The following is a 24,826-nucleotide window of genomic DNA, read 5'->3' as shown; positions in this document are numbered from 1 at the left end:
GCCGGCCTGAAACTCCAGAACGTGCGAGACCCATGACAAGAACTCCAATCGCCTCAAGCCTCACATTACTTTTTAATTTCGTGGCCCTGATGGCCGCTCCCGGTTTTCTCTTTGCAAACGCTCAGAGCTCCGCCCCTTCACCGCTGAATCCGGAGCCTGTTCACGGCATTGCCATGCACGGAGCGCCAAAATATCCCGAAGGGTTCAGTCATTTCGATTATGTTAACCCGGATGCGCCCAAAGGCGGCACTCTGAAGATGGCCGTAGTATCCAACGGTTTCGATTCCTTCAACCCCTTCGACATACGCGGCGTGGCGGCCGCAGGCATCAGCAGTTATGTCTATGACACTCTGCTTGAATACTCCGCTGATGAAGCCTTCTCCATGTACGGATTGATTGCCGAATCACTGGAAACGCCGGAAGACCGCAGCTACGTAGTGTTTAACCTGCGAAAGGCCGCCAGGTTTCAGGATGGCGAACCCATTACCGCAGAAGATGTAAATTTTTCATTCGAAACCCTCACAACGAAGGGCCATCCGTTCTACCGCAATTATTACGCCGGCGTGAGTAAGGTAACGGTGGAGAACCCCCACCGGATACGCTTTGATTTCAAGCAGAGCAGTAACCGGGAACTCCCCCTGATCCTGGGTCAGATGCCGATCCTGCCCTCGCATTACTGGCAAAGCCACGAGTTTGGCGATAACGGCCTCACCCCACCCGTGGGCAGCGGCGCCTACCGGATTGGCAGTTTTGAAGCAGGCCGGTCCATTGTTTATGACCGTCTGGATGATTACTGGGCAAAAGACCTGGCAGTTCGTAAAGGCCGGTTTAACTTTGACCACATTCGCTATGATTACTATACCGACGACACGGTTGCATTAGAGGCGTTCAAAGCCGGTAACTTTGACTTCAGAATAGAGAGTTCAGCCAAAAACTGGGCAACGGCTTACACCGGTGAAAAGTTCGATAAGGGCATAATCGTCAAGGAAGCCATAGAACACCATCGCCCTACCGGTATGCAGGGCTTTGTGTTCAATACCCGCAGGGAAATATTCAGCGATCCACTGGTTCGGCAAGCGCTGGCCTACGGTTTCGACTACGAGTGGACGAACAAGAATCTGTTTTTCGGTCAATATACCCGTACCAGGAGTTACTTCGAGAATAGCGAACTGGCCTCAAGTGGCCTTCCCACTGGTCGGGAGCTTGAAATTCTTGAAAAATATCGTGGGCAACTGGGAGAAGATATCTTCACAGAGCCCTATACCGTGCCGTCCACTGACAGCCCTCAGGGTCTCAGGAAAAACCTGCGTACAGCAATGGAGCTTTTGCGTTCCGCCGGCTACCAGATTCGCGATGGCAAGATGGTCCACGCAAAAACAGGCAAGCCTCTCGAATTCGAGATTCTGCTGTTCCAGAAAACCTTCGAGCGGGTTGTACTGCCCTTCAAAAACAATCTGGCCAAGCTTGGTATCGACATTTCTGTGCGTCTTGTGGATAGCAACCAATACGTTCAGCGCGCACGGGAATTTGACTTTGACATGATTACCCAGGGCATCGGCCAGTCCGACTCTCCCGGTAATGAACAGCGGGAATTCTGGCACTCCTCCACGAAAGACGCCAAAGGCTCCCGCAATTATGCAGGTGTAAGCGATCCGGTCGTTGACGAACTTGTGGACCTGGTCATTCAGGCTCCGGATCGCGAGGAACTGGTACAGCGAACCCGGGCGCTGGACAGGGTTCTGCTTCATGGACACTATGTGATTCCTCACTGGCATCTTGCTAAAGACCGTGTTGCCTACTGGAACCACCTCAAGCACCCGGACATAACACCCAAAAACGGTACTGACCTCGACAACTGGTGGGCTGAGCCCTGAGGAATCTGCCGCTGCATGGGCATCTATATACTCCGGCGCCTTGCGCTGATTATTCCAACCCTTATCGGCATACTGCTGCTCAACTTTGTGATCGTACAGGCGGCGCCTGGCGGGCCGGTTGAACAGTTGATTGCTGAAATGGAAGGTCATGGCGGTAGCGCCCTGGCCCGTGCCTCTGGCGGCGAGACCGGAGCCGAGGTTTCCAGTGCCTCAGGTGACAGGCGAGGCTCCCGCGGCATCCCGGATGAAATGCTTAAAGAAATCGAAGTAATGTATGGCTTCGATAAGCCCGCCCATGAGCGTTTTTTCAAAATGCTCAAAGACTACGCAACATTCAATTTCGGCGATTCATTCTTCAGAGAAAAAAGTGTTACCGAGCTTATTCTCGACAAAATGCCTGTTTCAATCTCCCTCGGGCTCTGGTCTACGCTTATCATCTACTTTATTTCCATCCCGCTGGGAATCCGCAAGGCAGTTTCAGACGGTTCCCGTTTTGATGTCTGGAGTAGCTCCGCCATCGTAATCGGCTATGCGATCCCGGGATTCCTGTTTGCAATCCTTTTGATTGTTTTGTTTGCCGGGGGCAGTTACTTCGACTGGTTCCCTCTGCGCGGCCTTACCTCCCCTGACTTTGATCAACTCAACTGGTATCAGAAAATCGGAGATTACTTCTGGCACCTTGCACTACCGATAGCCGCTAATGTTATCGGGGGCTTCGCCACACTTACCCTGCTTACCAAGAACTCATTTCTCGATGAGATTGGTAAACAGTACGTTGTAACCGCCAGAGCCAAAGGACTGGATGAAAATCAGGTTCTTTACGGGCATGTATTCCGTAACGCCATGCTTATCGTCATTGCGAGCCTGCCCGGCGTACTCGTTACCCTCTTCTTTACCGGATCACTGCTCATTGAAGTTATTTTCTCCCTTGATGGACTGGGCCTGCTGGGCTTCGAGGCCGCTCTTAACCGGGATTACCCGGTAATTTTTGGCACGCTCTTTATTTTTACGTTAATGGGACTGGCACTTAAGCTGATCAGCGACATCACCTATGTGCTGGTAGACCCCCGCATAGACTTCGAAAGCCGGGAGGGCGCATAGCGTGAAGGCGCTTACACCTGTTCAACAAAGGCGTTTGCGTAATTTCCGCAAAAACCGCCGGGGTTTCTGGTCGCTATGGGTGTTTTTGGTGGTTTTCGGGCTCACCCTGGTGGCAGAGTTGATCGCAAACGACAAACCACTTGTGATTTCCTATCACGACACACTGTACTTTCCGGTTGTGGAGACTGTACCGGAAGAAACATTTGGTGGTTTTCTTCCTACAGATGCCGATTACCGGGACCCGTTTATTGCAGATGAAATCCTCGCCAATGGCTGGATGCTCTGGCCACCGATCCGGTTCAGTTACGACACAATCAATTACGATCTTGATGTGCCCTCTCCTGCTCCTCCCAGTGCAGAGAACTGGCTGGGGACAGACGATCAGGGGCGTGATGTAGCCGCACGGGTTATCTATGGTTTCCGCATATCCGTGCTGTTTGGCCTTACACTCACTATCGCCAGCTGCATTGCTGGCGTCACTGTCGGCGCAATACAGGGCTTTTACGGTGGGAAAATTGACCTTGTCGGGCAACGGTTTATTGAAATCTGGTCAGGGCTTCCGGTTCTGTATCTTCTGATAATACTCTCGGGCATAGTCCAGCCAAACTTCTGGTGGCTGCTTGGTATCATGCTGATGTTCAGCTGGATGGGGCTGGTAGATGTGGTGCGCGCAGAATTCCTCAGAGCCCGTAATTTTGAATACGTGAAAGCGGCAAGGGCACTGGGGCTGGATAACCGGAAAATCATGTTCCGTCATATTCTCCCGAATGCCATGGTAGCCACACTGACGTTTCTGCCGTTTATCCTTACCGGGGCAATTACCGGCCTTACCTCTCTGGACTTTCTTGGTTTTGGCTTACCGTCTGGTTCACCATCACTTGGCGAGCTGATTGCTCAGGGTAAAACAAACCTGCATGCTCCCTGGCTTGGCATTTCGGCGTTTGTTTCTCTGTCATTGATGCTGACCCTGTTGGTTTTCGTAGGTGAAGCTGTACGTGATGCCTTTGACCCCCGCAAGAATGCTTAAGGGCACACTGCTATGAGCAAGCTGTTAGAGATAACGAATCTCTCGATCTGTTTTGACCAGGGTCAGAAGGCCGTAGACTCACTGTCGCTCAGCCTGCAACAGGGTGAGACTCTCGCACTGGTTGGCGAAAGTGGCTCAGGAAAATCCATCACTGCATTGTCTGTGTTAAGGCTGCTGGATGAACGGCATGCAAGCTATCCCAGTGGCGAGGTTCGCTATCGTGGCGAAGACCTGTTGCAAGCCCCGGAAAAACGCCTTCGCCAGATTCGCGGGAGGGAGATCAGCATGATCTTTCAGGAACCCATGACGTCCCTGAACCCTCTGCACAGCGTTGAAAAGCAGATCAGTGAAACGCTTGCTCTCCACAAGGGTATGCGCGGCCCCCAGGCCAGAAAACGCTGCCTTGAACTTCTGCAACTGGTAGGTATCGACGATCCCGAAAACCGCCTTGACTCATACCCGCATCAGCTTTCCGGTGGCCAGAAGCAGCGCGTTATGATTGCCATGGCACTGGCCAACGAGCCTGATCTGCTTATAGCCGATGAGCCAACCACTGCCCTGGATGTAACCGTACAGAAACAGGTATTGGAACTGCTGCAGGACTTGCAGAAGAAATTGGGTATGGCGATCCTCCTCATTACCCATGACCTGAGTATCGTTCGCCGCTACGCTGACCGGGTTGCAGTACTGGAACGGGGCAAGCTGGTTGAACAGGGAGAAACCCTGGCACTGTTTGCAACGCCTACCCATCCATATACCCGAAAACTTCTGGATGCCGAGCCCCCGGATGGACCACTCCCCCAACCCATGGGCGGCGAACCACTTTTGAGCGTCAGCAACCTGGACGTCCGGTTTCCGACCCGAAAAGGACTGTTCGGCAAAGTAAAAGAGTACTTTCACGCGGTGAAGCATGTCAGTTTCAACCTTGAGGCTGGCCGGACGCTCGGCATTGTGGGTGAAAGCGGCAGCGGAAAAACGACGATTGGCCATGCTCTGCTCAAGCTGACAGCAAGCACAGGCAGCATGAAACTGGACGGGCAAGAGTTGGCCGGACTCGACCAGAGCGCATTCCGGCCCTGGCGGCGAAGAGTACAGATCGTTTTCCAGGATCCTTTTGGCAGTCTTAGCCCCCGCATGTCTGTTGCCGAGATTGTTAGGGAAGGACTGGAAATACACGATCCGGAAAACACTCAAACCCACGACCAGAAGGTAATAACAGCTCTGAGTGATGTGGGGCTTGATCCCGAGGCAAGGCACCGTTACCCCCATGAGTTCTCAGGAGGACAACGCCAGCGCATTGCCATTGCCCGTGCCCTGGTGTTACAACCAGACCTTATCATTCTGGATGAACCTACATCCGCTCTGGATCGGACCGTTCAGAAACAAGTGATTGAGCTGCTTAGGGATATTCAGGCACGCTATGGTCTAAGCTATATCTTTATCAGCCATGATCTGGCCGTTGTGAGAGCCCTCAGCCATCAATTGCTGGTGCTCAAACAGGGTGCCATCGTTGAATATGGGGATGCCTCTGATATCTTCCAGGCACCCAAGGAGCAATACACACAAGAACTGTTACACGCTGCGTTTTTCTATCAACAGAAAGATGCTCACGTAACTAAGACTATTTGAGCGTTACTCCTGCGGGGACACTTCGTGGATAATGCACCAAAATCAGGAACACAGGGAGAATCACCCATGGGAATACTCAGTGGCAAGAAAGCGCTGATTGTAGGCGTAGCCAGCAAACTGTCCATCGCATACGGCATTGCCGAGGCATTTGCTCGCGAAGGCGCCGAGCTGGCTTTTACTTACCAGAATGAAAAACTCAAACCGCGGGTCGAGAAGTTCGCTGAGGGCTGGGGCAGTAACCTGGTTTTCCCTTGCGACGTTGCCAGCGATGAAGAAATTGACAATGTTTTCAAAGAACTGGGAAAACACTGGGACAACATCGATATTATCGTTCACGCTGTTGGTTTTGCGCCAGGGCATGAGCTTGATGGTAATTACGTTGATGTCACTACCCGTGAAGGCTTTAAAATCGCCCATGACATCAGTTCCTACAGCTTTGTAGCTCTGGCGAAAGGCGCCCGTTCCATGATGCACGAAGGAAGCTCTCTGATCACCCTGAGCTACCTTGGTGCGGAGAAGGTTCTGCAGAACTACAACGTGATGGGTCTTGCCAAAGCATCTCTGGAGGCCAATGTTCGCTACATGGCTGCCAGCCTTGGCAGGGATGGCATCCGGGTAAACGGGATTTCCGCCGGACCAATCCGTACATTGGCGGCCTCTGGCATCAAGAGCTTCCGCAAGATGCTGGCAGAAAACGCAAGACGTGCTCCCCTGCGCCGTAACGTAACAACCGATGAAGTAGGCAACGCTGCTGCGTTTCTGGGTTCCGACATGTCCAGCGGTATCACCGGTGAGATCATGTACGTAGATGCCGGGTTCAACATTACCGGCATGGGAGAACTGGAAGAATCAACATCTGAAGATTGATTTGTAAAGCAGGGAGCCTGCCCCCAGGCTCCCTGCTCCATACCCTCAGCTGTCCTGCCGCACCCCACTCTGAAGCTCTTGCCTCAGAACGGATCCATAACTATCGCAACAGCCTCTGTCCATTCAATATGAGCGGTCTGTTCTGATTCTACAATACTCAATCCGACCAGATAATCGGTCCCATGAGGACGACACCAGATCACTTCGACAGTCAGGGCAAAAGGCTCTGAATCGTTCGACAGAGAAACAGATGCCGGAAGCAATGCACCAAGTTCAATTCGTTCATGGGACACCAGACGCAGCCCTGTGGTCGACATGTCGCGAACACAACACTCTACTTCACGCCCTGATGTAACAGGCACTCCCCGGGGTTCCGGGCAACTGGCTTCGGTTTCGAGCATAATCTGTGCCCGCGCGGTCAGACGATAGTGCGAACGGTTGTCCCTCTCTCCAGGTGTGTCTTCCTGAGTTCCAAACGTATAGTCAGTATCTTTCATTATTATTCCTGGCTTTCCGCTCTATCAGTTTCGACCAACACGAATACGCCCGACTACCTGGCTCAAGGTATCATCGAACTCTGATGCACCACCCAGAACGCGAACACGCTCTTCCACAATACCCAGAACCAGTTCATCTTCCTGAAATTCCCGACGGTTCAGGCCAAGGCGGTCCACAAAAATCAACTTGCGGGATGCATTTGTGCGAACAGCCAGTTTAAGTCTGACCGCTTCAGTTTCTGGCCGGTCTGATACCAACAGAATCCAGCTGCCCAGACTGATATCGTCTACCTGCTTCTGCGCGAGAGCCATTTTTTCATTGTATATCCGTTCCTGCTCGGCCTGTTCATTCGCCCTGCGCCTGCTTTCCGCTTCCTGCCGTTCACGTTCGAGGGTTGCCTGCATCGCAGCAGCCTCTTCCCGACGCCTCAGCTCTGCGGCTTCCCTTTGCTTACGCAGGTCATCGGCGCGAGCCCTGGCAGCCTCTGCAGCCTGCTCACGTTGCTTGCGCTGCTTCTCAAAGGCCCTGGCCAGAACCTCTACTGTGCTACAAAGCACCTCACCAAATGGAGTCAGAACCGGCAGCGGACGAATGCTGCCTGTCGTTTTTGCATCACAGAACGCTTGCCAGGACTGCAGGCCAAGTTTCACTCCCGTACCGTTGGTCCAGAGAACTTCTCCTGTATCTTCAAGCAATGTGAAAAAGTAACGACGTTGTTCAGAACTACCTTCTCCTTCAACAAACCACTGGTTCTGGAAAGGCTGAACATCAGCGCTTCTGGGGGCCTCAAAACTGAGCCAGTCCGGATTCCAGGGAAAGCTCCCATCGTCCGGTAACGCCTCAACCAATTCAGGCGACTCGCCCCTTAGTCTCGACATCATGACGGTTCCAATGCCGGCAAGAGCATTTGGTGTAAGGGGGTGACCGAAGACACGGCTCCATACATCGAGAAGCCTGTCGCCTATCTGCTCGCCTACGGTATATAGCCGGTTTCGGTCCTTATCCGACAGCGATGGATCCCCGACCCAAACCAGCCATTCCAGCAGTTTGCTTCCGTGCCGACAGGTCTCACCATTAACACCTGAGTCCCATACAGCTTGTTTAAGCAGCTTTTGCCAGTGATCAAAAATAAAATGCAATACCGGCTGGGGCAGCTTCCGTCCCTGCAAGGCCCGTCCGATCAGGGCCCTTGAAGTCTGTTCTGCGCGCCTTTGGCGTGCGGCGCCCTGCTCGGTTTCCAGCAACCGCTGCCGCAATTTTCCGACCTGTGCGCTGCGTCTGAGCGAATCATCCTGCCATTGCCGGCAAAAAGCGCCGACGGGGCCGGTAGTGCCTGACTCGAACCCGGCAGAAACGGCAATAACCAAAGTATCCAGCTGTTCCAGCAGGGCTTTGGATGAGCGCCCGCCAGAATCACTCCAGCCTCGCCACTCCTGAAGGCTGTCGAGCCAGGACAACAGTGTGTCACTAAACGCCTGGTTGCCATCCAGGTTCATTCTCCATGCGAGATAGAACCTCAACCGTGCAATGCGTTGGACAATCTGAGGGTGAAGCCCGCTGGTCTTGAGGAATACGTCCATAATGCGATCGGCCACATAGGCCGCATTGACCTGACGCACTGACCAGTCAAGTTCAACGGAGCGGAGTACACGGGAGACCCGTTCGTCGCGCTGCTCTTTCCAGCATGAAAATAGTATGGGTTGCCAGTCACTTATTGCTTCTGGCGAAAGTTTCCCGGCAGGATAAGGCAGGTCGGGGACTCTAATACCGGCAAGGACATCGTCAATTTGCTTGGCGACCACCTTACGCGAGGCCACCTGGTGCGACTTCGGCCTGTTTTGTAACATCCATTCCCCATGCTCAAGAAGCGTTGAAAAGGCCCTGCAAATAAAGCAGTATAACGAACTCGCCGGGGTTGGCCACAACTGGGTCCGGCGCTATTGTAACGATAAGAATCGGGGAAACAGCAGAAAATGTCCGGCAATAAACTAGAAGACCTTAACGTGGCGAGCCAGGAAACACTGATTACCCCTGAAACGCTCAAGCAGAAGATGCCTCTTTCGGACAACGCAGCCCAAACAGTTGCAGATGGCCGCCAGGCAATTTACGACATTATTGATGGTAAAGACCACCGTTTGTTCCTGGTTGTTGGCCCCTGCTCTATCCACGACGTGGAAGCAGCCCGTGATTACGCCGTGCGTCTCAAGAAACTGGCCGACGAAGTCAGTGACACCCTGCTGATTGTCATGCGTGCATATTTTGAAAAACCGCGTACAACCGTGGGCTGGAAAGGCCTGATCAACGATCCACATCTGGATGATACCTTTGATATTGAATATGGTCTCAAGCTGGGCCGACGCCTCCTGCTCGACATCAATGAGCTTGGGCTCCCGGTAGCAACAGAAGCTCTGGATCCGATCTCGCCACAGTATCTGCAAGACACAATTGCCTGGTCCGCAATTGGCGCGCGCACCACAGAATCCCAGACTCACCGTGAAATGAGCAGTGGTCTTTCCATGGCGATCGGCTTCAAGAACGGCACAGACGGCAGTCTTGATGTCGCGGTCAACGCGATGAAGTCCGTTTCCTACCCACACAGCTTTCTTGGCATTGACCAGCAGGGACAGGTGGCTATTATCCGCACCAAAGGCAACCGCTATGGCCATGTGGTTCTTCGTGGGGGTGGAGGCAAGCCCAATTACGATTCGGTCAGCGTTACACTTTGCGAGCAAGCTCTTGATAAAGCCGGGTTACGCAAGTCCATCATGGTAGATTGCAGCCATGCCAACTCAAGTAAAGACCCCGCTATTCAACCACTGGTCATGCAGGACGTCAGCCATCAGATCCTCGAAGGCAATACGTCAATTCAGAGCCTGATGATTGAAAGCAATATCAACTGGGGCAATCAGCCTATTCCGGAGAACCTGGCTGATCTTGAATATGGCGTATCGGTAACCGATGCATGCATTGACTGGCCAACAACAGAAAAGGCCATTCGGGAAATGCACAACAAGCTCAAGGACGTACTTCCAGGCCGCAAGACAGTCTGACGGGCTGCCTGATAAGCTGAAGCCTTATACATAGACAGAACGGAACGTCAAAGCCCCGATAAACCGGGGCTTTGACGTTTGGCCTCATAGCTATACTCCGGGTTTTCTTGCCCATGGATAACTCAGGACATCCATTCGTTATTTCACGATTAGATTAAACTACGCCATACATCCCTTTATTATCATTAAGCTTGATCATTCCCATAACCAAACGGTAAACAAACCAGAAGAAAAGCACGACAAAACCCAGCAAACCGACAAGAAAATAAGTCAGTACCAGACTGATCAAACTCCACAAAAGGCCCCACCAAAAGGTACGAATCTGCCATTTGAAGTGAGATTTCGCGACAGAACTTTTCATGTCACTCATTTTCACATAATTTACGATTATTGCAGCAATACTAGTCAACCCACCGGTAAAAAAACCTAGAACATGAAGTATGTAGACCAACCAGACAGTATTTTTTTCTGATGACAAACTTATTGATTCAGACGAACTCATAAAATCTCCAATAGAATAAAAACTCAATTAAAAATATTAATAGGTAAAACTGGCAGGGCCAACATTCCAAAGTAGAAGGCTAATACACTTTCTGAAGCATCGGGCAGTATCATGTAAGGAACTGCAAACTACTAAAAAGTTAAGGCAGGCAAGCCTCCAACCCAGTCCAGCCGGTCTCTCAAAGCGACCACGTGCCCAACGATAACCAGTGTCGGAGCCTGAACCTTATTATCTTTTACCCGCTGCACGATCGTTTGCAGTGTTCCGGTGATAACCTGCTGTTCCCGCGTCGTACCCTTTGAAATCAGGGCTACCGGCATATCCGGCGTCATACCATGCAGTACTAGTTGCTCGCAGATAATCGGCAGGCCAACCAGCCCCATATAAAACACCAGCGTCTGATTATTCTGAACAAAATCCTTCCAGGGCAAATCACAGCTGTCGTTTTTGAGGTGTCCGGTTACAAAGCGTACTGACTGGGCATAATCACGGTGAGTAAGGGGAATACCCGCATAAGCTGCGCAGCCAGAGGCGGCTGTAATACCGGGTACAACCTGAAAGCGGACACCAGCGCCCGCCAGGGTTTCGATTTCCTCACCACCACGGCCGAAGATGAACGGATCGCCGCCCTTGAGCCTTACAACCCGGTATCCTTCCTTCGCAAGATCCACCAGCCTCTGGTTTATCTGGTCCTGGGGCAAGGTATGGTTCGCTCGTTGCTTACCAACGTGGATCATTTCGGCTGTTTCAGGAATCAAGGCCAGAATTTCCGGCGACACAAGCCTGTCGTAAAGCACAACCTCTGCCGACGTAATGAGCCGCCAGGCTTTCAGTGTGAGAAGCTCCGGATCCCCTGGGCCAGCGCCGACGAGAGCCACCTCACCAGCCGAACTGTTCGGGTTTGCGGTAACAGGGTTCGCTTTATAGCGAACCGGCGCAGGCGTTGCTGCAACACCCGCGCCCAGTTCATCCTGTGGTTTTCCTGTCATTGAAGACGCTCAACACCGCCCATGTAGGGCTTGAGCACTTGGGGAACCAGAATACTGCCGTCTTCCTGCTGGTAATTTTCCATAACCGCAACAAGTGCACGGCCAACAGCCAGGCCGGAGCCGTTCAGGGTGTTAACTGGCTCGGGCTTACCGGTTTCCGGATTACGCCACCGCGCGCCCATCCGGCGTGCCTGGAAGTCACGAGTGTTTGAGCAAGAGGATATTTCCCGGTACTTGTTCTGCCCCGGCAACCATACTTCAAGGTCGTAGGTTTTCGCTGCAGAAAAGCCCATGTCACCACCGCACAGAGCCACCAGCCGATAAGGGAGCTCCAGTAACTGAAGGACTTTTTCTGCATGGCCGGTCAGTGCTTCCAGCGCCGCATCGGAATCTTCGGGGCGAACCACCTGAACCAGCTCTACTTTGTCGAACTGATGCTGACGGATCATGCCGCGGGTATCGCGACCATAAGAGCCGGCTTCACTGCGGAAACAAGGAGTATGACAAACCATTTTCAGCGGCAGTTCTGCGGCATCAAGAATCGTATCTGAAACCAGGTTGGTAACAGGAACCTCTGCTGTGGGAATCAGATAAAGCGGATGCTCTCCCTGAATTTTAAACAGATCTTCCTCAAACTTCGGCAACTGGCCGGTACCATAGAGCGCATCTGCGTTAACCAGATAAGGCACGTAGGTCTCGGAATAACCATGCTCACCGGTATGCAGATTCAGCATGAACTGTGCAAGTGCGCGATGTAGCCGGGCTACCTGCCCGCGCATGACGGCGAAACGGGAATGGGCAAGGCGTGTGGCGGTCTCGAAGTCCAGACCGCCAAGGCCTTCACCCAGAGCAACGTGGTCTTTGGGCTCGAAATCAAAAGATTTCGGTGTACCCCAGGTACGAAGCTCTACGTTGTCTTCCTCACTTTCGCCCGCTGGCACACTGTCATCCGGAAGATTCGGAATACCTGCAAGAAACCTGTTAAGTTCTTCCTGAAGGCTGCGCAGTTCATCCTCAGCTTCCGACTTGCGTGATTTCAGACTCTCAACCTCATCCAGAAGCGGTTGAATATCTTCCCCTGCAGCCTTGGCTTTACCAATAGATTTCGATTTTTTATTTTGCTCGCCCTGCAAGGTTTCAGTGCGAATCTGAAGTTCCCGGCGACGTTCTTCAAGCTGCTCAAAGGCAGTCACGTCAAAAGTATAGTTCTTGATGGCCAGCCGACGGGCGATCTCTTCAGCCTGGTTACGGACGAGTTTGGGATCGAGCATGGTTATCCTGGATTTTCCGGTTTCAATGTATGTAGATCAGAACGCCATTATACCTTTGCCGGCGCTTGTGGCTACCGCAGACACCAGAGGTTGTTCCTGAATCAGGTGTGGCGTTTTCTGGGGCTTTGTTCGTTAAGGGCGTCGAGCCTCTGGCGTTTTTCGGAAAGCTTTATTTCAAGACCCCGGTCCACCGGCTCGTAATACCTGCGCTGATAGATCGCATCCGGCAGGTAAGACTCCCCGGCTGCAAATGCATGCGCTTCGTCATGGGCATAACGATAGGAGTCACCGTGCCCCATGCTTTTGAGGAGCTTGGTGGGGGCGTTGCGCAAGTGAACGGGCACTTCATAATCCGGATCCTGACGGATATCTGCCATGCACCGATTAAAGGCTTTGTACACTGCGTTGCTTTTCGGTGCCAGGGCCAGATAGGTCACCGCCTGAGCCAGTGCGAGCTCCCCTTCGGGGCTCCCGAGCCGCTCCTGAGCATCCCAGGCATCCATACTTAGCTGCAATGCTCTGGGGTCGGCATTACCTATATCTTCACTTGCTATCCGGACCAGGCGACGGGCAACATACAAAGGATCGCAGCCACCGTCGAGCATCCGGCATAGCCAGTATAATGAACCATCCGGGTCTGACCCCCTGACAGATTTATGCAGCGCTGAAATCTGGTCGTAAAAAACATCTCCACCCTTATCAAACCGGCGCAAACTGGTTTGCATCACCTGTTCAAGGTGCTCCGGGCTTACCCGATTCTTCCCGTCAGCGTCGGGCTCCGCCAGGTCGGCTGAGATTTCCAGAATATTCAGTGCTCGCCTGCCATCACCGCCAGATGCCGATGCCATCATGCCCAGCACGTCATCGGAAACTGCAAGCTCACCACCAAAGCCTTCTCCGGAATTCAGGGCTCGGGTCAGCAACTGGAGAATATCCGCTTCTTCGAGATTTTTGAGTACGTAAACACGGGTGCGGGAAAGTAATGCACTGTTCAGTTCAAATGAGGGATTCTCGGTGGTGGCACCCACAAATATAAAGGTGCCATCCTCGATGTGCGGAAGAAAAGCGTCCTGCTGGCCTTTGTTAAACCTGTGAACCTCGTCCACGAACAGGAGGGTGTCCTGTCCTTGTGAGAGCTTGCGATTGCGTGCCCGATCGACGATGGCACGAATATCCTTTACGCCACTGAGCACAGCGGAAAGTGTCTCAAAGCTGAGATCGCCAACGCTCGCCAGCAGTCTTGCGAAGGTTGTCTTACCAACTCCCGGAGGGCCCCAGAGAATCATCGAGTGAAGCTGCCCCTGCTCTATCGCCCTTCGGAGCGGCTTTCCCGGCCCTACAAGATGTGACTGCCCAACGTAAGCATCGAGGCTTTCCGGGCGCATACGAGCCGCCAGAGGCCGAAAACCGACCTGCTCTGTGAACAGGTTACTTTGCATATCAGCCTTCGTCACCGATTACGTCAACGCCATCCGGATATTCAAGCCTGAATGCATCATTGCCGACGGTTTCGTTCAATCGGATATGATCAAAACTGAGGACGCTGAGCTGCGAAAGCGAATCCTGCATGCGCATTTCCTGAAGCTCACCCTTGAAAAACTTCAACTGCAGAGAGACAAAAAGCGAATCCGCACTTTTGGGTTCAAGCGTGAACTCCCGCGTATCGCCACTGACCTGACTCCCGGATACCCGGTAAGTTTCTTCAAGATTGTCCACTTCACCACTCAACAACAGCGCCGGAGTAGTCTGAACCCGGTCGTCCAGCTTGTGCACGGTAACCTGCTCAAGATCGGGGTCGTAGACTTCAACAGTTTTCCCGTTACTGACAATAAACTGAGACAGAGGCGCACGAGTTTCCCAATAAAACAGGCCCGGCCTCTTGGCCTTCAGGGAGCCCCGGGATTCCTGAACCTTACCGCCGTTTTCGTTGACTACAATCTGGATGAAGTCGGCCTGATAAGTCTCATAACTTTTAAGCAAGGAGGCGAGCTCGGCAGCTTCACCACTCCCGCTGGCAGCTACCACAGAGCTGCTGAATACCAGAGCCATCACCAACGCTAATACGGGCTTCAGAATAAACTGCTGCATATAAAAAGACTCCTAATCTCTTGGTGGGGGCGGTGCCAGTACTTCGCGAGCACCGTTATGGCCCGCGGAGCTGACCACTCCCGAGGCTTCCATCGCCTCAACAAGGTTGGCCGCACGGTTATAGCCTATCTTGAACTTACGCTGTACAGAGGAAATCGACACGCGACGCCCCTCCGTTACAAACGCCACAGCCTCATCGAACAGAGCGTCACCTTCGTTGTCGCCACCATCAGACAAGGTAGGAACACCTGGAAGGCTCTCCCCCTCAGCACCATTAAGCACGTCATCAACATAAACGGGCTCGCCTCTGGCTTTCCAGGCACTTACCACACGGTGAACTTCATCATCATCCACAAATGCGCCATGAACCCGGACCGGAAGACCAGAGCCCGGAGGCAGGTAGAGCATGTCGCCATGGCCAAGAAGTTGTTCAGCACCGCCCTGATCCAGCACCGTACGTGAATCAATCTTGGAAGAGACCTGGAAGGACATGCGCGTAGGAATGTTTGCTTTGATCAGGCCGGTGATTACATCCACCGAAGGACGCTGGGTTGCAAGAATCAGGTGAATACCCGCCGCCCTCGCCTTCTGGGCTATCCGCGCAATCAGCTCTTCCACCTTTTTACCGACTATCATCATCATGTCGGCAAACTCATCGATTACCACCACAATGAACGGCAGTGTTTCAAGCTCTGGACGCTCCTGTTCATCGTTGGCCAGATATTCATCCGGCTTCCACAGAGGATCGAGAAGAGGCTCTCCGGCTGCCACCGCTTCTTTGACTTTCCGGTTGTAGCCCGCAACGTTCCTGACACCCATAGTAGCCATCAAACGGTACCTGCGTTCCATTTCCGCCACACACCAACGCAGCGCATTTGCCGCCTCTTTCATGTCGGTAACAACAGGCGCCAGGAGGTGCGGAATGCCATCGTAGATACTTAACTCCAGCATCTTCGGGTCGACCATTATGAAGCGGACTTCATCCGGGCCGGCTTTCAACAGCATGCTCAGCAGCATGGCGTTGACACCTACGGATTTACCGGAGCCAGTGGTACCCGCAACCAACAGGTGGGGCATCTTGGCGAGGTTTGCAACCATCGGATTGCCGCCGATGTCATTGCCCAGCGCCATCGTCAGCGCCGAACTCGATTCAGTGAACACCCTGGAGCTCAGCACTTCACTCAGGCGAACGATCTCCCGCTTTTCATTGGGAATCTCGATACCAACAACGGATTTACCGGGAATAACTTCTACAACCCGCACACTGAGCACGGCTAGAGAGCGGGCCAGATCCTTGGCCAGATTGGAAATCTTGCTTACCTTTACACCTGCTGCAGGCTTGATTTCAAAGCGCGTGATAACCGGGCCGGGGTTAACCTCAACCACTTCTACAGATACACCGAAATCCGCCAGTTTTTCCTCAAGCAGGCGAGACATATGCTCAAGGGCTTCTTCAGAGTATCCGCTTTCCTTGTGTTCCTCGGGAGGGTCAAGTAGCGAGACCGGAGGGATCGGGCTCTCTATATCTTCAAGTAAGGAAGGTTGAGCGTTTTTCCCATTGTTCGCCAGGGGTGGCTGCTCATCTTTTTTGAAGGGCGATATTTTCAGGGAACGGGTGCTCGCAGAAGGTGATTTCTGTTTACCGGCAACCGGTGCCGGTTTGACAGCTTTTGCAGTTGCCTCGTCCTGGGAACTGAAACTTTCCAGGCGTGGTGGTTCCGGATCATAATCAGCAGAAAAGCCTTCAAGGGCCGGTTCCCGGCGCTCGCTCACCGGTTTTTCCTGTTTTTCACTCCTGGCTGCGCCAAACCCGGGAATACTGTGCCACCAGCGTTTACGGGGAGATTCCGGTTCGGGATCCTGAGTTTTATCACTGGCTGAGAAACGCGGCTGCGCTTCAGGCTTGTCGGCTTTTTGTGCTGGCGCCGGTGTCATATCGGGTGCCGGACCGGATTTGTCCGATACCAGAAGGTTTTTTAGTGCCTGGCTCAGGCGAAGCGCAAGCCCTCCCACCTGATCCATAAGCCAGAACCATGACAGGCCCACAGTGACGGTCAAGGCAAAGAGAAATATGGCAATAAGCAGCAGTGTTGTTGCCGGCAGGTTGAAAAAACGAACCATGGCATTTGCAACAGTGGTCCCAAGCACTCCGCCTGACGTGGCACCCAACCCGAATACAGAGTACAGGGACAGCAGGCTGGTGGCTGACAGGAGGATCAGCAAAAACCCGCCAAACCGCATCATGAATAAGGGCCAATGCAGATCCAGCGGCTCATTTCTGCGACGGATCAGCATGATTGCAAATCCGGCAACCATCACCGGAAAAAGGTAGGCGACATGGCCAAAGAAGTCCCTGAGTAGACTGGCAAGCCAGGCCCCGGAACGGCCAGCTGAATTAAGCACGCTGGTCTGGTGGCCGATACTGGCCCAGCCCGGATCCGCAGGGTTGAATGTGACCAGAGCCATTGCCAGGTAGATACACAACGCTATCAGCCCGATCACTGCACCTTCACGCGCACCTTGTGCTGCCAGGCGGCGAAAGCGGAGTTGTTTCTCTGTCAGTTCCTGTGGTGATTTCTTCGCTTTTGCAGATTCGGCCATGAATGCTCAAACGTTAAGTGTTGCTTGCGTTCTGAAGTGCCTGAAAGCCTCTTTGCAGGTCTGTTTTCAGGTCTTCGACTGCTTCGATACCAACCGAGAGCCGTAACAGGTTCTCGGTTATACCGGCACTGGATTTGTCCTCAGGCGACAGCCGCCCGTGGGTTGTGGTTGCCGGATGGGTAATGGTGGTTTTCACATCGCCAAGGTTTGCCGTGATTGAAATCATCCGTGTCGCATCAATGAATTTCCAGGCTTCCTCACGACCACCCTTCAGGCAAAACGCCAACACACCACCAAAACCTTTCTGCTGCTTTCTTGCAAGTGCGTGCTGTGGATGGCTTTCAAGCCCGGCGTAGTAAACATGCTCCACTTCCGCTTGCTGCTCCAGCCATGTGGCCAACTCTAACGCATTGTCGCAATGGGCTCGCATACGGATTGGTAAGGTTTCCAGACCTTTATGGAAAACCCAGGCGTTAAAGGGGCTCATTGTTGGCCCTGCAGATCTCAGGAAACCATAGACTTCATCCATGAGTTTCGCCGGGCCGACGACAACGCCACCTACACATCGACCCTGACCATCGAGGTATTTGGTTGCAGAGTGGACGACAATATCTGCGCCATGCTCCAGAGGCCGCTGCAACACTGGCGTACAGAAACAGTTATCAACCACCAGCAGGGCGTCGTTTTCGTGGGCAAGCTTTGCCAGCGCCTGCATATCGGCGACCTCACAAAGCGGGTTAGACGGAGTTTCGATGAACAACATACGGGTGCCCGGTCGCATTGCCGAAGACCATTCGTCCATATCCGTAAGGCTCACGAACGTTGTTTCAACACCGAACTTCGCCATGTATTTCTGAAACAACACGTTAGTGGTTCCGAATACACCACGGGAACAGATCACATGGTCGCCACTTTTCAGCAATGCCATGCAAGTGCTCAGAATGGCAGCCATACCCGATGCAGTTCCAACTGCACGTTCCCCGCCTTCCATTGCGGCGATACGCCCCTCAAAAGCCTGAACAGTCGGATTGGTAAAACGGGAATAGATATTTCCCGGCTCCTCACCTCCGAAACGGGCCGCCGCCTGTGCAGCACTGGTGTATACGAAACTTGATGTGGGAAAAATCGCATCACTGTGTTCAAGCTGCCCTGTACGGAGCTGCCCTGCCCTGACGGCCAGAGTATCCAAAGACATACCGTCAAGGTCCGATTCTGGAATCAGGACAGTTTCTTCACGATGAAAAGTCATGCAATTCTCCTGGTATGGCCCGGTGTTCAGTCTTCGTCGTTATAGAGATCAATAATGCCATTGTCGCCTGAACCTGAATTCACGTCTCCCGATCGAGTGACGTCGTTACGGGATTCATCGAGGCGAGTAAGATACGCAGCATCAATATCACCGGTTATATATTCTCCGGTGAACACAGAACACTCCCACCCATCTATGCTTTCATTTACATCGCTCACACAGGTCACCAGATCCTCAAGATCCTGGTACAGCAACCAGTCTGCCCCGATCAGATCGCGAATTTCATCAACGGTCCTTTCATGTGCGATCAACTCATGGGCCGACGGCATATCAATTCCGTATACATTTGGATACCGGACAGGGGGCGCTGCCGATGCAAAGTAAACGTTTCTGGCGCCGGCATCCCGTGCCATCTGAACGATTTCCTTACAGGTGGTGCCCCTCACAATGGAGTCATCCACCAGCATGACATTCTTACCCCGGAACTCCAGGTCAATAGGGTTCAGTTTCTGGCGTACAGACTTTTTACGCATAGTCTGACCCGGCATGATAAATGTCCGGCCGATATAGCGGTTTTTAATGAAGCCTTCCCGGAATTTCACGCCCAGACGATGCGCCATCTGCATGGCGGATGTACGGCTGGTGTCAGGAATCGGCATGACCACATCAATATCGTGCTCTGGATGCTCCCGCAGAATCTTGTCGGCCAGCGTTTCACCCATCCGCAGCCGCGCCTTGTAGACAGCCACGCCGTCGATGATTGAATCTGGCCGGGCAAAATAGACCTGCTCAAAAATGCAGGGGTAAAGGCGCGGTGTGTGCGCACACTGCTGGGCATAGAGAGTGCCGTCTGTCTCGATGTAAACAGCCTCCCCTGGCGCTATATCTCTCACCAGAGTGTACCCGGCTGCGCTGAGCGCAACACTCTCGGACGCAATCATGTATTCCTTGCGGCCAGATTCGGAAGTGCGCTCACCATAACAGACCGGACGGATACCATTAGGATCCCTGAACGCAACAATACCGTACCCGGTAATCATGGCGATAACTGCATAGGCCCCACGGCAGCGCTGATGAACGGCCCTTACCGCCGAGAATACATCTTCTTGTGTCGGATCGAGCTTACGCAGTTTTTGCAGTTCGTGAGCAAAAACGTTCAGCAGCACTTCTGAATCCGAGTTGGTATTGATGTGGCGAAGATCTGTGCGGAACAAGTCCCGACTGAGCTCGTCTGCGTTGGTCAGATTGCCATTATGAGCGAGTGTAATACCGTATGGGCTATTCACATAAAACGGCTGTGATTCAGCAGAACTGGAACTACCCGCAGTCGGGTAGCGCACGTGGCCTATCCCTACGTTGCCTACCAGGCGGTGCATGTGGCGAGTATGAAATACATCGCGAACCAGGCCGTTATCCTTTCTCAGATAAAAGCGATTATCCTGAAAGGTAACAATGCCCGCTGCATCCTGGCCCCGGTGCTGAAGTACGGTCAGCGCATCATATAGCGACTGATTGACGTTTGAAGTACTGACGATGCCGACAATGCCACACATGGATAAGGTAATCTCCGAGTGTTAATTCTGAGTGTTAGCGAGACGCGGACGTGGGTTCCACGGCCTTTTGGGATTCGGGCCCGAGAAAACGGGAGAACTCGTCACCAAAAGTTCGCCTGGACCAGTCTTCGACAACTCCAAGGCGATCTATCATGACTGACGTCCTCCACCAGGTATCCTGAGCCAGAGGGGTATAACGAATAAATGCTATAGCGACAATTACAACGACCAGCCCGCGCAGCAGACCAAATCCCATACCCAGCACCCTGTCCGTAGCAGAGAGGCCAGTGGCGCGCACAAGGTGCCCGATCATGTTATTGATAATAGCGCCGACAATGAGCGTTCCAAAAAACAGAATGGCAAATGCCGCAATAAGGCGTACAAGCGGTGTTTCAACCGTATTTTCAAGCAAGGCTTGCATCTGGGGGTGGAAGGTTCGAGCAAGTATGAATGCGCCCACCCACGTCACCAGAGACAGAGCTTCTTTAACGAAACCCCGTTTCAGACTGATGAGAGTGGAAACTGTAATGAGGGCGATGATGACCCAGTCAATCCAGATCAGCGCTTCCATGAAAATCCCGATGGAGAAAAGGAAGCGCGAATTCTATCAGGAAACCCCGTCTCACCAAACCGCCTGAACGATATAAAGCAGCTAAAAAGGTTATTTGTCGCCCGAGGTGACGAGACTGTTGAGACTGAATGCCTCATCCAAAGCCCGCTTTGCGGATTCTGCCTCGGTTTTTTCTGCAAAAGGCCCGCTAAAAACCCTTGTCAGCGTACTATCACCCCGAACCACCTCCTGAAGATGGGAACTGTAACCCTTGTCCCGAACCTTGTCTCGCAGGCGGCGAGCATTATCACCGTTACCAAAGCTTCCTAACTGCACAACCCAGGCTCCCTCAAGCGACCGGGTAAACTCTGCATTCACCGGCTTTGCCTGTTTCGGGGGTTCCGTTTGCGCAGATACAGCAGGTTTTTCCTGAGGGCTCACAGGGGGAACCGGCTCAGTTCTTTCTGGTGCGGCGACTTCAGGAGCTGCTTTGATACGACTATCAGGAACAGGCTGAGCGGCGGACTCGTCATTTTCGAGGATACGATAGTCCCGGTTAACCGAGCCTGATCCTTCGCTTACTGCAGGGCTTTTCTGGTACGGAGCTGGAGGCGCTATATCTGACGCAGGGGTTTCAACTTCCGGAAAAGGGGGTTCCTCGGGAATATTAATCGAAGTCGAAGTGCGCTCAGAATGAGGCTCATCGAAGACCATAGGAACAAAGATAACGGCCAGTGAAACCAGAACCAGCGCACCGATTATTCTTTGTTTCAGTCCATCCACGTTATTTGACTCCCCGAGTATTTGCCCAGCCACATACTAACTGCCCTCTAGCGATAACTCAAAGCCCTGAGCCGCGCTATGGACAAAGTTTAAGCTCCCCGGCTCACTAACTCAGATAAACAGCGAACGTGCTTCGGCGACCGTAAAGAAAGAGCCAAATACAATAATAATGTCGTTCGCTGTCGCATCCGCCTTTGCCGCAACAATAGCACCTGCAACCGAATCACGGATGCTGAACTCTGCCCGGGTATTAATCCTCTCCCGCAACCTGTCCGGATCCAGACCTCGCGGTACATCAAGGCCGGCCAGGTACCAGCCATCGACAACCGGGGCCATTGCATCAACCACGCCTGCCACATCCTTATCGGCAAGCGCTGCATAAACTGCATAAACCTTCCGGCCTGTGCTTTTTATCGCCTGCAGTCGTTTGCAAAGCCAGTTGGCAGCATGGGGATTATGCCCTACATCCACATACAGATCCGGGTCTCGCTCCAGGCGCTCAAACCTTCCCGGGGCTTTTACACGGTTCAGCGCAGCCTCAATAACAGCGGGCTCAACTTGGGGCTCAAGTGTCCGCAGTGCGATCACTGCGGCAGCCATACTCTGCACAGGAAGAGGTCCGGGCGGTAGCCGAAGCGAATTCTGCTGAACATGGAGGCTTACAATACTCTCACCGGAATCGGTTTTCGTTTCCTGGATTGTATAATCCTGCCCTACCCGGGACATGGCTACTTTTTGAGCCGCGGCCTGCTGGAGCACCGAACGAGGAGGATCCATATCGGCAAGCACCGCCGGTATGCCCGGACGAAGAATCCCGGCTTTTTCGAACCCGATTACCTCGCGGTTGTCGCCGAGAAATGCAACGTGGTCTATATCAATGGATGTAATGATCGCCAGATCAGGGTCGATGACGTTCACGGCGTCAAGGCGACCGCCAAGCCCGACTTCAAGAATCCAGTCCTGAACACCAGATTCACTCAGCGCAACAAAACCAGCAAGCGTACCAAATTCGAAATACGTGAGTGTTTCAGAGCCTCGGGCCGCTTCCACCTTTTCAAACGCGGAGATCAGGTCAGCATCACTGATATTCTGACCATCGATGCGGATACGCTCGTTATACTTGTGAAGATGGGGTGATGTATAGGCGCCGGCACGCCGGCCCGCCGTTGCCAGCAGTACCTCAAGGGCCGCCACAGTGCTGCCTTTACCATTGGTACCAGCAACCGTAATGATTCGTGCTGTGGGCTTTTTCCGGAACAACCGACGCAGAACCACCAATACCCGGTCAAGCCCGAGATCGATCTCAACAGGGTGTATCGATTCAAGCCATGAAAGCCACTGATCAAGAGTGGCACCCGCCCCCGGTGATTCCGGGGGTCGGGGCTTCAGGTCATTCTTCAGGGGTTTCAACGTCTGGCTTTTCCGTTATTTCGAATTCAATCGGGTCTTCAGTTTCAGGACGGTCCTGCCCGGTGAACTTCGCCAACACATGTGCAATGCGTTCGCGCATCTGATGACGATGCAGGATCATGTCGATCGCACCATGTTCCAGCAGGAATTCACTGCGCTGGAAACCTTCAGGCAGCTTCTCACGAACAGTCTGTTCAATAACCCGAGGCCCTGCAAACCCGATCAGAGCATTAGGCTCAGCGATATTGAGATCGCCCAACATTGCCAGACTCGCAGATACACCACCGAAAACAGGATCTGTCATCACTGAAATATACGGAATGCCTTCCTGCTTCATACGCTCAAGAACGGCTGCCGTCTTGGACATCTGCATGAGAGAAAGAATGGCTTCCTGCATGCGAGCACCACCACTGGCTGAAAAGCAGACCAACGGAATACGTTCAGCAAGTGCCACATTGGCAGCCTGCACAAATTTTTCACCAACAACCTGCCCCATAGATCCGCCCATGAAACTGAATTCAAAGGAGCATGCAACCAGCGGCACGTTAAGTGTTGTACCTTTCATGGCGACAAGAGCGTCTTTTTCGCCAGTAGCCTTTTGAGCCTGGGTCAGCCGATCCTTGTAGCGCTTGGTGTCTTTAAACTTCAATCGATCCCAGGGCTCAAGATCAGCACCAATCTCTTCCCGTCCTTCGGCATCAAGAAAAACATCGAGTCGTCTGCGGGCATTAACCCTCAGGTGATGATTGCACTTGGGGCAAACGTCCAGGTTTTTTTCCAGTTCCGGCTTGTATAGAAAGGCACCGCACTTCGGGCACTTTTTCCAGAGCCCCTCAGGAACACCTGTTCTGCGATTGGATTCCGAGCGGATTTTGCCCGGCATTATCTTGTCCAGCCAGTTACTCATGGTTATATCCTGTTCTTTGTTTCCGACTTACCTTCACCTTCCGGGTCAGGAAGCCAGGCTGTCCAGTGCTTCGCGCATCGGGTTGAGCAGATCCGTAAGTGCCCGTTTAAGCCCTTCGATATCTGCCTGATTTCTGGCTATTGTATCGACCAGCACGCTGCCAACAATTACACCATCGGATACCCGTCCCACGGCTGCCGCTGTTTCTGCATCGCGGATGCCGAAACCGACACCGACAGGCAAAGCAGTCAATTCGTGAATATGAGCCACTTTGGAAGCCACTTCATCCACATTTATTTTGGCAGCGCCAGTCACACCATTGAATGAAACATAGTACACATATCCCGACGAGTGACCTGCAATTGCACGAATTCTTTCATCGGTAGTGGTTGGCGCCAGAAGGAAAACAGGGTCCAGCCCCCTTTGAGCAAAAAGAGGTGCAACGTCATCAGCCTCTTCCGGCGGCAGATCCACGGTGAGAACTCCATCCACTCCAGCCTCTGCGGCAGCGTCGGCAAAAGCTTCATACCCCATGGCTTCCATAGGGTTGGTATAACCCATCAGCACGACTGGAGTCGTGTCGTTGGTTTCTCTGAACTTTCGCACCATCGCCAGAACGCTGCGCAAGGATGTGCCGTGCTTTAGCGCTCGCTCGCAGGCCAGCTGTATCACCGGACCGTCGGCCATTGGATCGGAAAAAGGCACACCCAGCTCAATAATATCGACGCCGGCATCGACCATAGTGTGCATCAGGCCCACTGTCTCATCCGGGTGCGGGTCACCTGCGGTAATAAAGGGAATAAGTGCCTTGCGCCCTTGTCCTTTGAGGGTCTTGAGAACCCCTTCAATTCGGCTCATGCCTGCTCCTGTCGATTAA

20 protein-coding genes and 1 pseudogene are annotated in these 24,826 nt (G+C 53.0%); 6 read left to right on the top strand and 15 right to left on the bottom strand.

Going from position 1 to position 24,826, the window contains the following annotated elements; genetic code table 11:
- Positions 1 to 32 precede the first annotated feature (32 nt).
- The 5 genes from CPA50_RS07140 to CPA50_RS07120 all read left to right on the top strand — a co-directional run bounded on the left by CPA50_RS07140 (position 33) and on the right by CPA50_RS07120 (position 6,498).
- Positions 33 to 1,874 (top strand): extracellular solute-binding protein, encoded by a 1,842-nt coding sequence (locus tag CPA50_RS07140; protein WP_096782372.1) that lies wholly within the window; start codon positions 33 to 35, stop codon positions 1,872 to 1,874.
- Positions 1,875 to 1,889: 15 nt separating this feature from the next.
- Complete coding sequence (locus tag CPA50_RS07135; protein WP_096781723.1) at positions 1,890 to 2,975, top strand: microcin C ABC transporter permease YejB; 1,086 nt, start codon at positions 1,890 to 1,892, stop codon at positions 2,973 to 2,975.
- Between the two features lies 1 nt (position 2,976).
- Positions 2,977 to 4,002: an ABC transporter permease gene (locus tag CPA50_RS07130; protein WP_096781722.1), complete on the top strand. Its 1,026-nt coding sequence runs from the start codon at positions 2,977 to 2,979 to the stop codon at positions 4,000 to 4,002.
- 12 nt (positions 4,003 to 4,014) lie between these two features.
- Complete coding sequence (locus CPA50_RS07125) at positions 4,015 to 5,631, top strand: ABC transporter ATP-binding protein (RefSeq protein ID WP_096781721.1); 1,617 nt, start codon at positions 4,015 to 4,017, stop codon at positions 5,629 to 5,631.
- A gap of 66 nt (positions 5,632 to 5,697) precedes the next feature.
- Positions 5,698 to 6,498 (top strand): enoyl-ACP reductase, encoded by an 801-nt coding sequence (locus CPA50_RS07120; protein WP_096781720.1) that lies wholly within the window; start codon positions 5,698 to 5,700, stop codon positions 6,496 to 6,498.
- Positions 6,499 to 6,581: 83 nt separating this feature from the next.
- Here the strand turns inward: CPA50_RS07120 and CPA50_RS07115 are convergent, their stop codons facing one another.
- Complete coding sequence (locus tag CPA50_RS07115; protein WP_096781719.1) at positions 6,582 to 6,995, bottom strand: PilZ domain-containing protein; 414 nt, start codon at positions 6,993 to 6,995, stop codon at positions 6,582 to 6,584.
- Positions 6,996 to 7,019: 24 nt separating this feature from the next.
- The gene (locus CPA50_RS07110) at positions 7,020 to 8,813 is read right to left on the bottom strand and encodes a DUF1631 family protein (protein WP_227519521.1); all 1,794 of its coding nucleotides are present in this window, start codon (positions 8,811 to 8,813) and stop codon (positions 7,020 to 7,022) included.
- Positions 8,814 to 8,969: 156 nt separating this feature from the next.
- On the opposite strand from CPA50_RS07110, the gene CPA50_RS07105 reads away from it, so the two are divergent.
- The gene (locus CPA50_RS07105) at positions 8,970 to 10,046 is read left to right on the top strand and encodes a 3-deoxy-7-phosphoheptulonate synthase (protein WP_096781717.1); all 1,077 of its coding nucleotides are present in this window, start codon (positions 8,970 to 8,972) and stop codon (positions 10,044 to 10,046) included.
- A gap of 154 nt (positions 10,047 to 10,200) precedes the next feature.
- Here the strand turns inward: CPA50_RS07105 and CPA50_RS07100 are convergent, their stop codons facing one another.
- From CPA50_RS07100 to trpA, 13 genes and pseudogenes are all read right to left on the bottom strand, one after another.
- Entirely contained in the window at positions 10,201 to 10,548 is a 348-nt protein-coding gene (locus tag CPA50_RS07100) for a DUF4870 family protein (protein ID WP_096781716.1), read from the bottom strand.
- 131 nt (positions 10,549 to 10,679) lie between these two features.
- Positions 10,680 to 11,477: pseudogene (gene cobA / locus CPA50_RS07095) on the bottom strand (uroporphyrinogen-III C-methyltransferase); the annotation flags it as partial.
- A gap of 56 nt (positions 11,478 to 11,533) precedes the next feature.
- Positions 11,534 to 12,808 carry a serine--tRNA ligase gene (gene serS, locus CPA50_RS07090; RefSeq protein WP_096781714.1) on the bottom strand — a complete coding sequence of 425 codons (1,275 nt, stop codon included), beginning with the start codon at positions 12,806 to 12,808 and terminating at the stop codon, positions 11,534 to 11,536.
- A 101-nt stretch (positions 12,809 to 12,909) separates the two neighbouring features.
- Entirely contained in the window at positions 12,910 to 14,247 is a 1,338-nt protein-coding gene (locus tag CPA50_RS07085) for a replication-associated recombination protein A (protein ID WP_096781713.1), read from the bottom strand.
- A gap of 1 nt (position 14,248) precedes the next feature.
- The gene (lolA, locus tag CPA50_RS07080; RefSeq protein WP_096781712.1) at positions 14,249 to 14,896 is read right to left on the bottom strand and encodes an outer membrane lipoprotein chaperone LolA; all 648 of its coding nucleotides are present in this window, start codon (positions 14,894 to 14,896) and stop codon (positions 14,249 to 14,251) included.
- Between the two features lie 12 nt (positions 14,897 to 14,908).
- Positions 14,909 to 17,497 (bottom strand): DNA translocase FtsK, encoded by a 2,589-nt coding sequence (locus CPA50_RS19775; protein WP_096781711.1) that lies wholly within the window; start codon positions 17,495 to 17,497, stop codon positions 14,909 to 14,911.
- Positions 17,498 to 17,510: 13 nt separating this feature from the next.
- Positions 17,511 to 18,746 carry an O-succinylhomoserine sulfhydrylase gene (locus CPA50_RS07070; RefSeq protein ID WP_096781710.1) on the bottom strand — a complete coding sequence of 412 codons (1,236 nt, stop codon included), beginning with the start codon at positions 18,744 to 18,746 and terminating at the stop codon, positions 17,511 to 17,513.
- A 26-nt stretch (positions 18,747 to 18,772) separates the two neighbouring features.
- Positions 18,773 to 20,299, bottom strand: a complete 1,527-nt coding sequence (gene purF / locus CPA50_RS07065; protein ID WP_096781709.1) for an amidophosphoribosyltransferase — start codon at positions 20,297 to 20,299, stop codon at positions 18,773 to 18,775.
- Positions 20,300 to 20,333: 34 nt separating this feature from the next.
- Positions 20,334 to 20,870, bottom strand: a complete 537-nt coding sequence (locus CPA50_RS07060) for a CvpA family protein (protein WP_096781708.1) — start codon at positions 20,868 to 20,870, stop codon at positions 20,334 to 20,336.
- 90 nt (positions 20,871 to 20,960) lie between these two features.
- A complete protein-coding gene (locus CPA50_RS07055; RefSeq protein ID WP_096781707.1) occupies positions 20,961 to 21,632 on the bottom strand; it encodes an SPOR domain-containing protein in 672 nt (223 codons plus the stop codon).
- 111 nt (positions 21,633 to 21,743) lie between these two features.
- Entirely contained in the window at positions 21,744 to 23,042 is a 1,299-nt protein-coding gene (gene folC, locus CPA50_RS07050; RefSeq protein WP_227519520.1) for a bifunctional tetrahydrofolate synthase/dihydrofolate synthase, read from the bottom strand.
- The gene (accD, locus tag CPA50_RS07045) at positions 23,023 to 23,949 is read right to left on the bottom strand and encodes an acetyl-CoA carboxylase, carboxyltransferase subunit beta (RefSeq protein WP_096781706.1); all 927 of its coding nucleotides are present in this window, start codon (positions 23,947 to 23,949) and stop codon (positions 23,023 to 23,025) included. Before accD ends, folC begins: the two co-directional genes overlap by 20 nt.
- 45 nt (positions 23,950 to 23,994) lie before the next feature.
- The gene (trpA, locus tag CPA50_RS07040; protein ID WP_096781705.1) at positions 23,995 to 24,807 is read right to left on the bottom strand and encodes a tryptophan synthase subunit alpha; all 813 of its coding nucleotides are present in this window, start codon (positions 24,805 to 24,807) and stop codon (positions 23,995 to 23,997) included.
- Between the last annotated feature and the right edge of the window lie 19 nt (positions 24,808 to 24,826).

Origin of the sequence: Marinobacter sp. ANT_B65 (assembly GCF_002407605.1) — a bacterium.
Lineage (GTDB): Bacteria > Pseudomonadota > Gammaproteobacteria > Pseudomonadales > Oleiphilaceae > Marinobacter.
The sequence above is the reverse complement of the archived record's forward strand: the minus strand, read 5'-3'. Positions and strand labels throughout refer to the sequence as shown.

Excerpts from the sequence above, each read along its gene's own strand:
- CPA50_RS07140 (WP_096782372.1), top strand. The coding sequence starts at position 33 with ATGACAAGAACTCCAATCGCCTCAAGCCTCACATTACTTTTTAATTTC.
- CPA50_RS07135 (WP_096781723.1), top strand. The coding sequence starts at position 1,890 with ATGGGCATCTATATACTCCGGCGCCTTGCGCTGATTATTCCAACCCTT.
- CPA50_RS07125 (WP_096781721.1), top strand. The coding sequence starts at position 4,015 with ATGAGCAAGCTGTTAGAGATAACGAATCTCTCGATCTGTTTTGACCAG.
- CPA50_RS07120 (WP_096781720.1), top strand. The coding sequence starts at position 5,698 with ATGGGAATACTCAGTGGCAAGAAAGCGCTGATTGTAGGCGTAGCCAGC.
- CPA50_RS07115 (WP_096781719.1), bottom strand. The coding sequence starts at position 6,995 with ATGAAAGATACTGACTATACGTTTGGAACTCAGGAAGACACACCTGGA.
- CPA50_RS07105 (WP_096781717.1), top strand. The coding sequence starts at position 8,970 with ATGTCCGGCAATAAACTAGAAGACCTTAACGTGGCGAGCCAGGAAACA.
- CPA50_RS07100 (WP_096781716.1), bottom strand. The coding sequence starts at position 10,548 with ATGAGTTCGTCTGAATCAATAAGTTTGTCATCAGAAAAAAATACTGTC.
- serS (WP_096781714.1), bottom strand. The coding sequence starts at position 12,808 with ATGCTCGATCCCAAACTCGTCCGTAACCAGGCTGAAGAGATCGCCCGT.
- CPA50_RS07085 (WP_096781713.1), bottom strand. The coding sequence starts at position 14,247 with ATGCAAAGTAACCTGTTCACAGAGCAGGTCGGTTTTCGGCCTCTGGCG.
- lolA (WP_096781712.1), bottom strand. The coding sequence starts at position 14,896 with ATGCAGCAGTTTATTCTGAAGCCCGTATTAGCGTTGGTGATGGCTCTG.
- CPA50_RS19775 (WP_096781711.1), bottom strand. The coding sequence starts at position 17,497 with ATGGCCGAATCTGCAAAAGCGAAGAAATCACCACAGGAACTGACAGAG.
- CPA50_RS07070 (WP_096781710.1), bottom strand. The coding sequence starts at position 18,746 with ATGACTTTTCATCGTGAAGAAACTGTCCTGATTCCAGAATCGGACCTT.
- purF (WP_096781709.1), bottom strand. The coding sequence starts at position 20,299 with ATGTGTGGCATTGTCGGCATCGTCAGTACTTCAAACGTCAATCAGTCG.
- CPA50_RS07060 (WP_096781708.1), bottom strand. The coding sequence starts at position 20,870 with ATGGAAGCGCTGATCTGGATTGACTGGGTCATCATCGCCCTCATTACA.
- accD (WP_096781706.1), bottom strand. The coding sequence starts at position 23,949 with ATGAGTAACTGGCTGGACAAGATAATGCCGGGCAAAATCCGCTCGGAA.
- trpA (WP_096781705.1), bottom strand. The coding sequence starts at position 24,807 with ATGAGCCGAATTGAAGGGGTTCTCAAGACCCTCAAAGGACAAGGGCGC.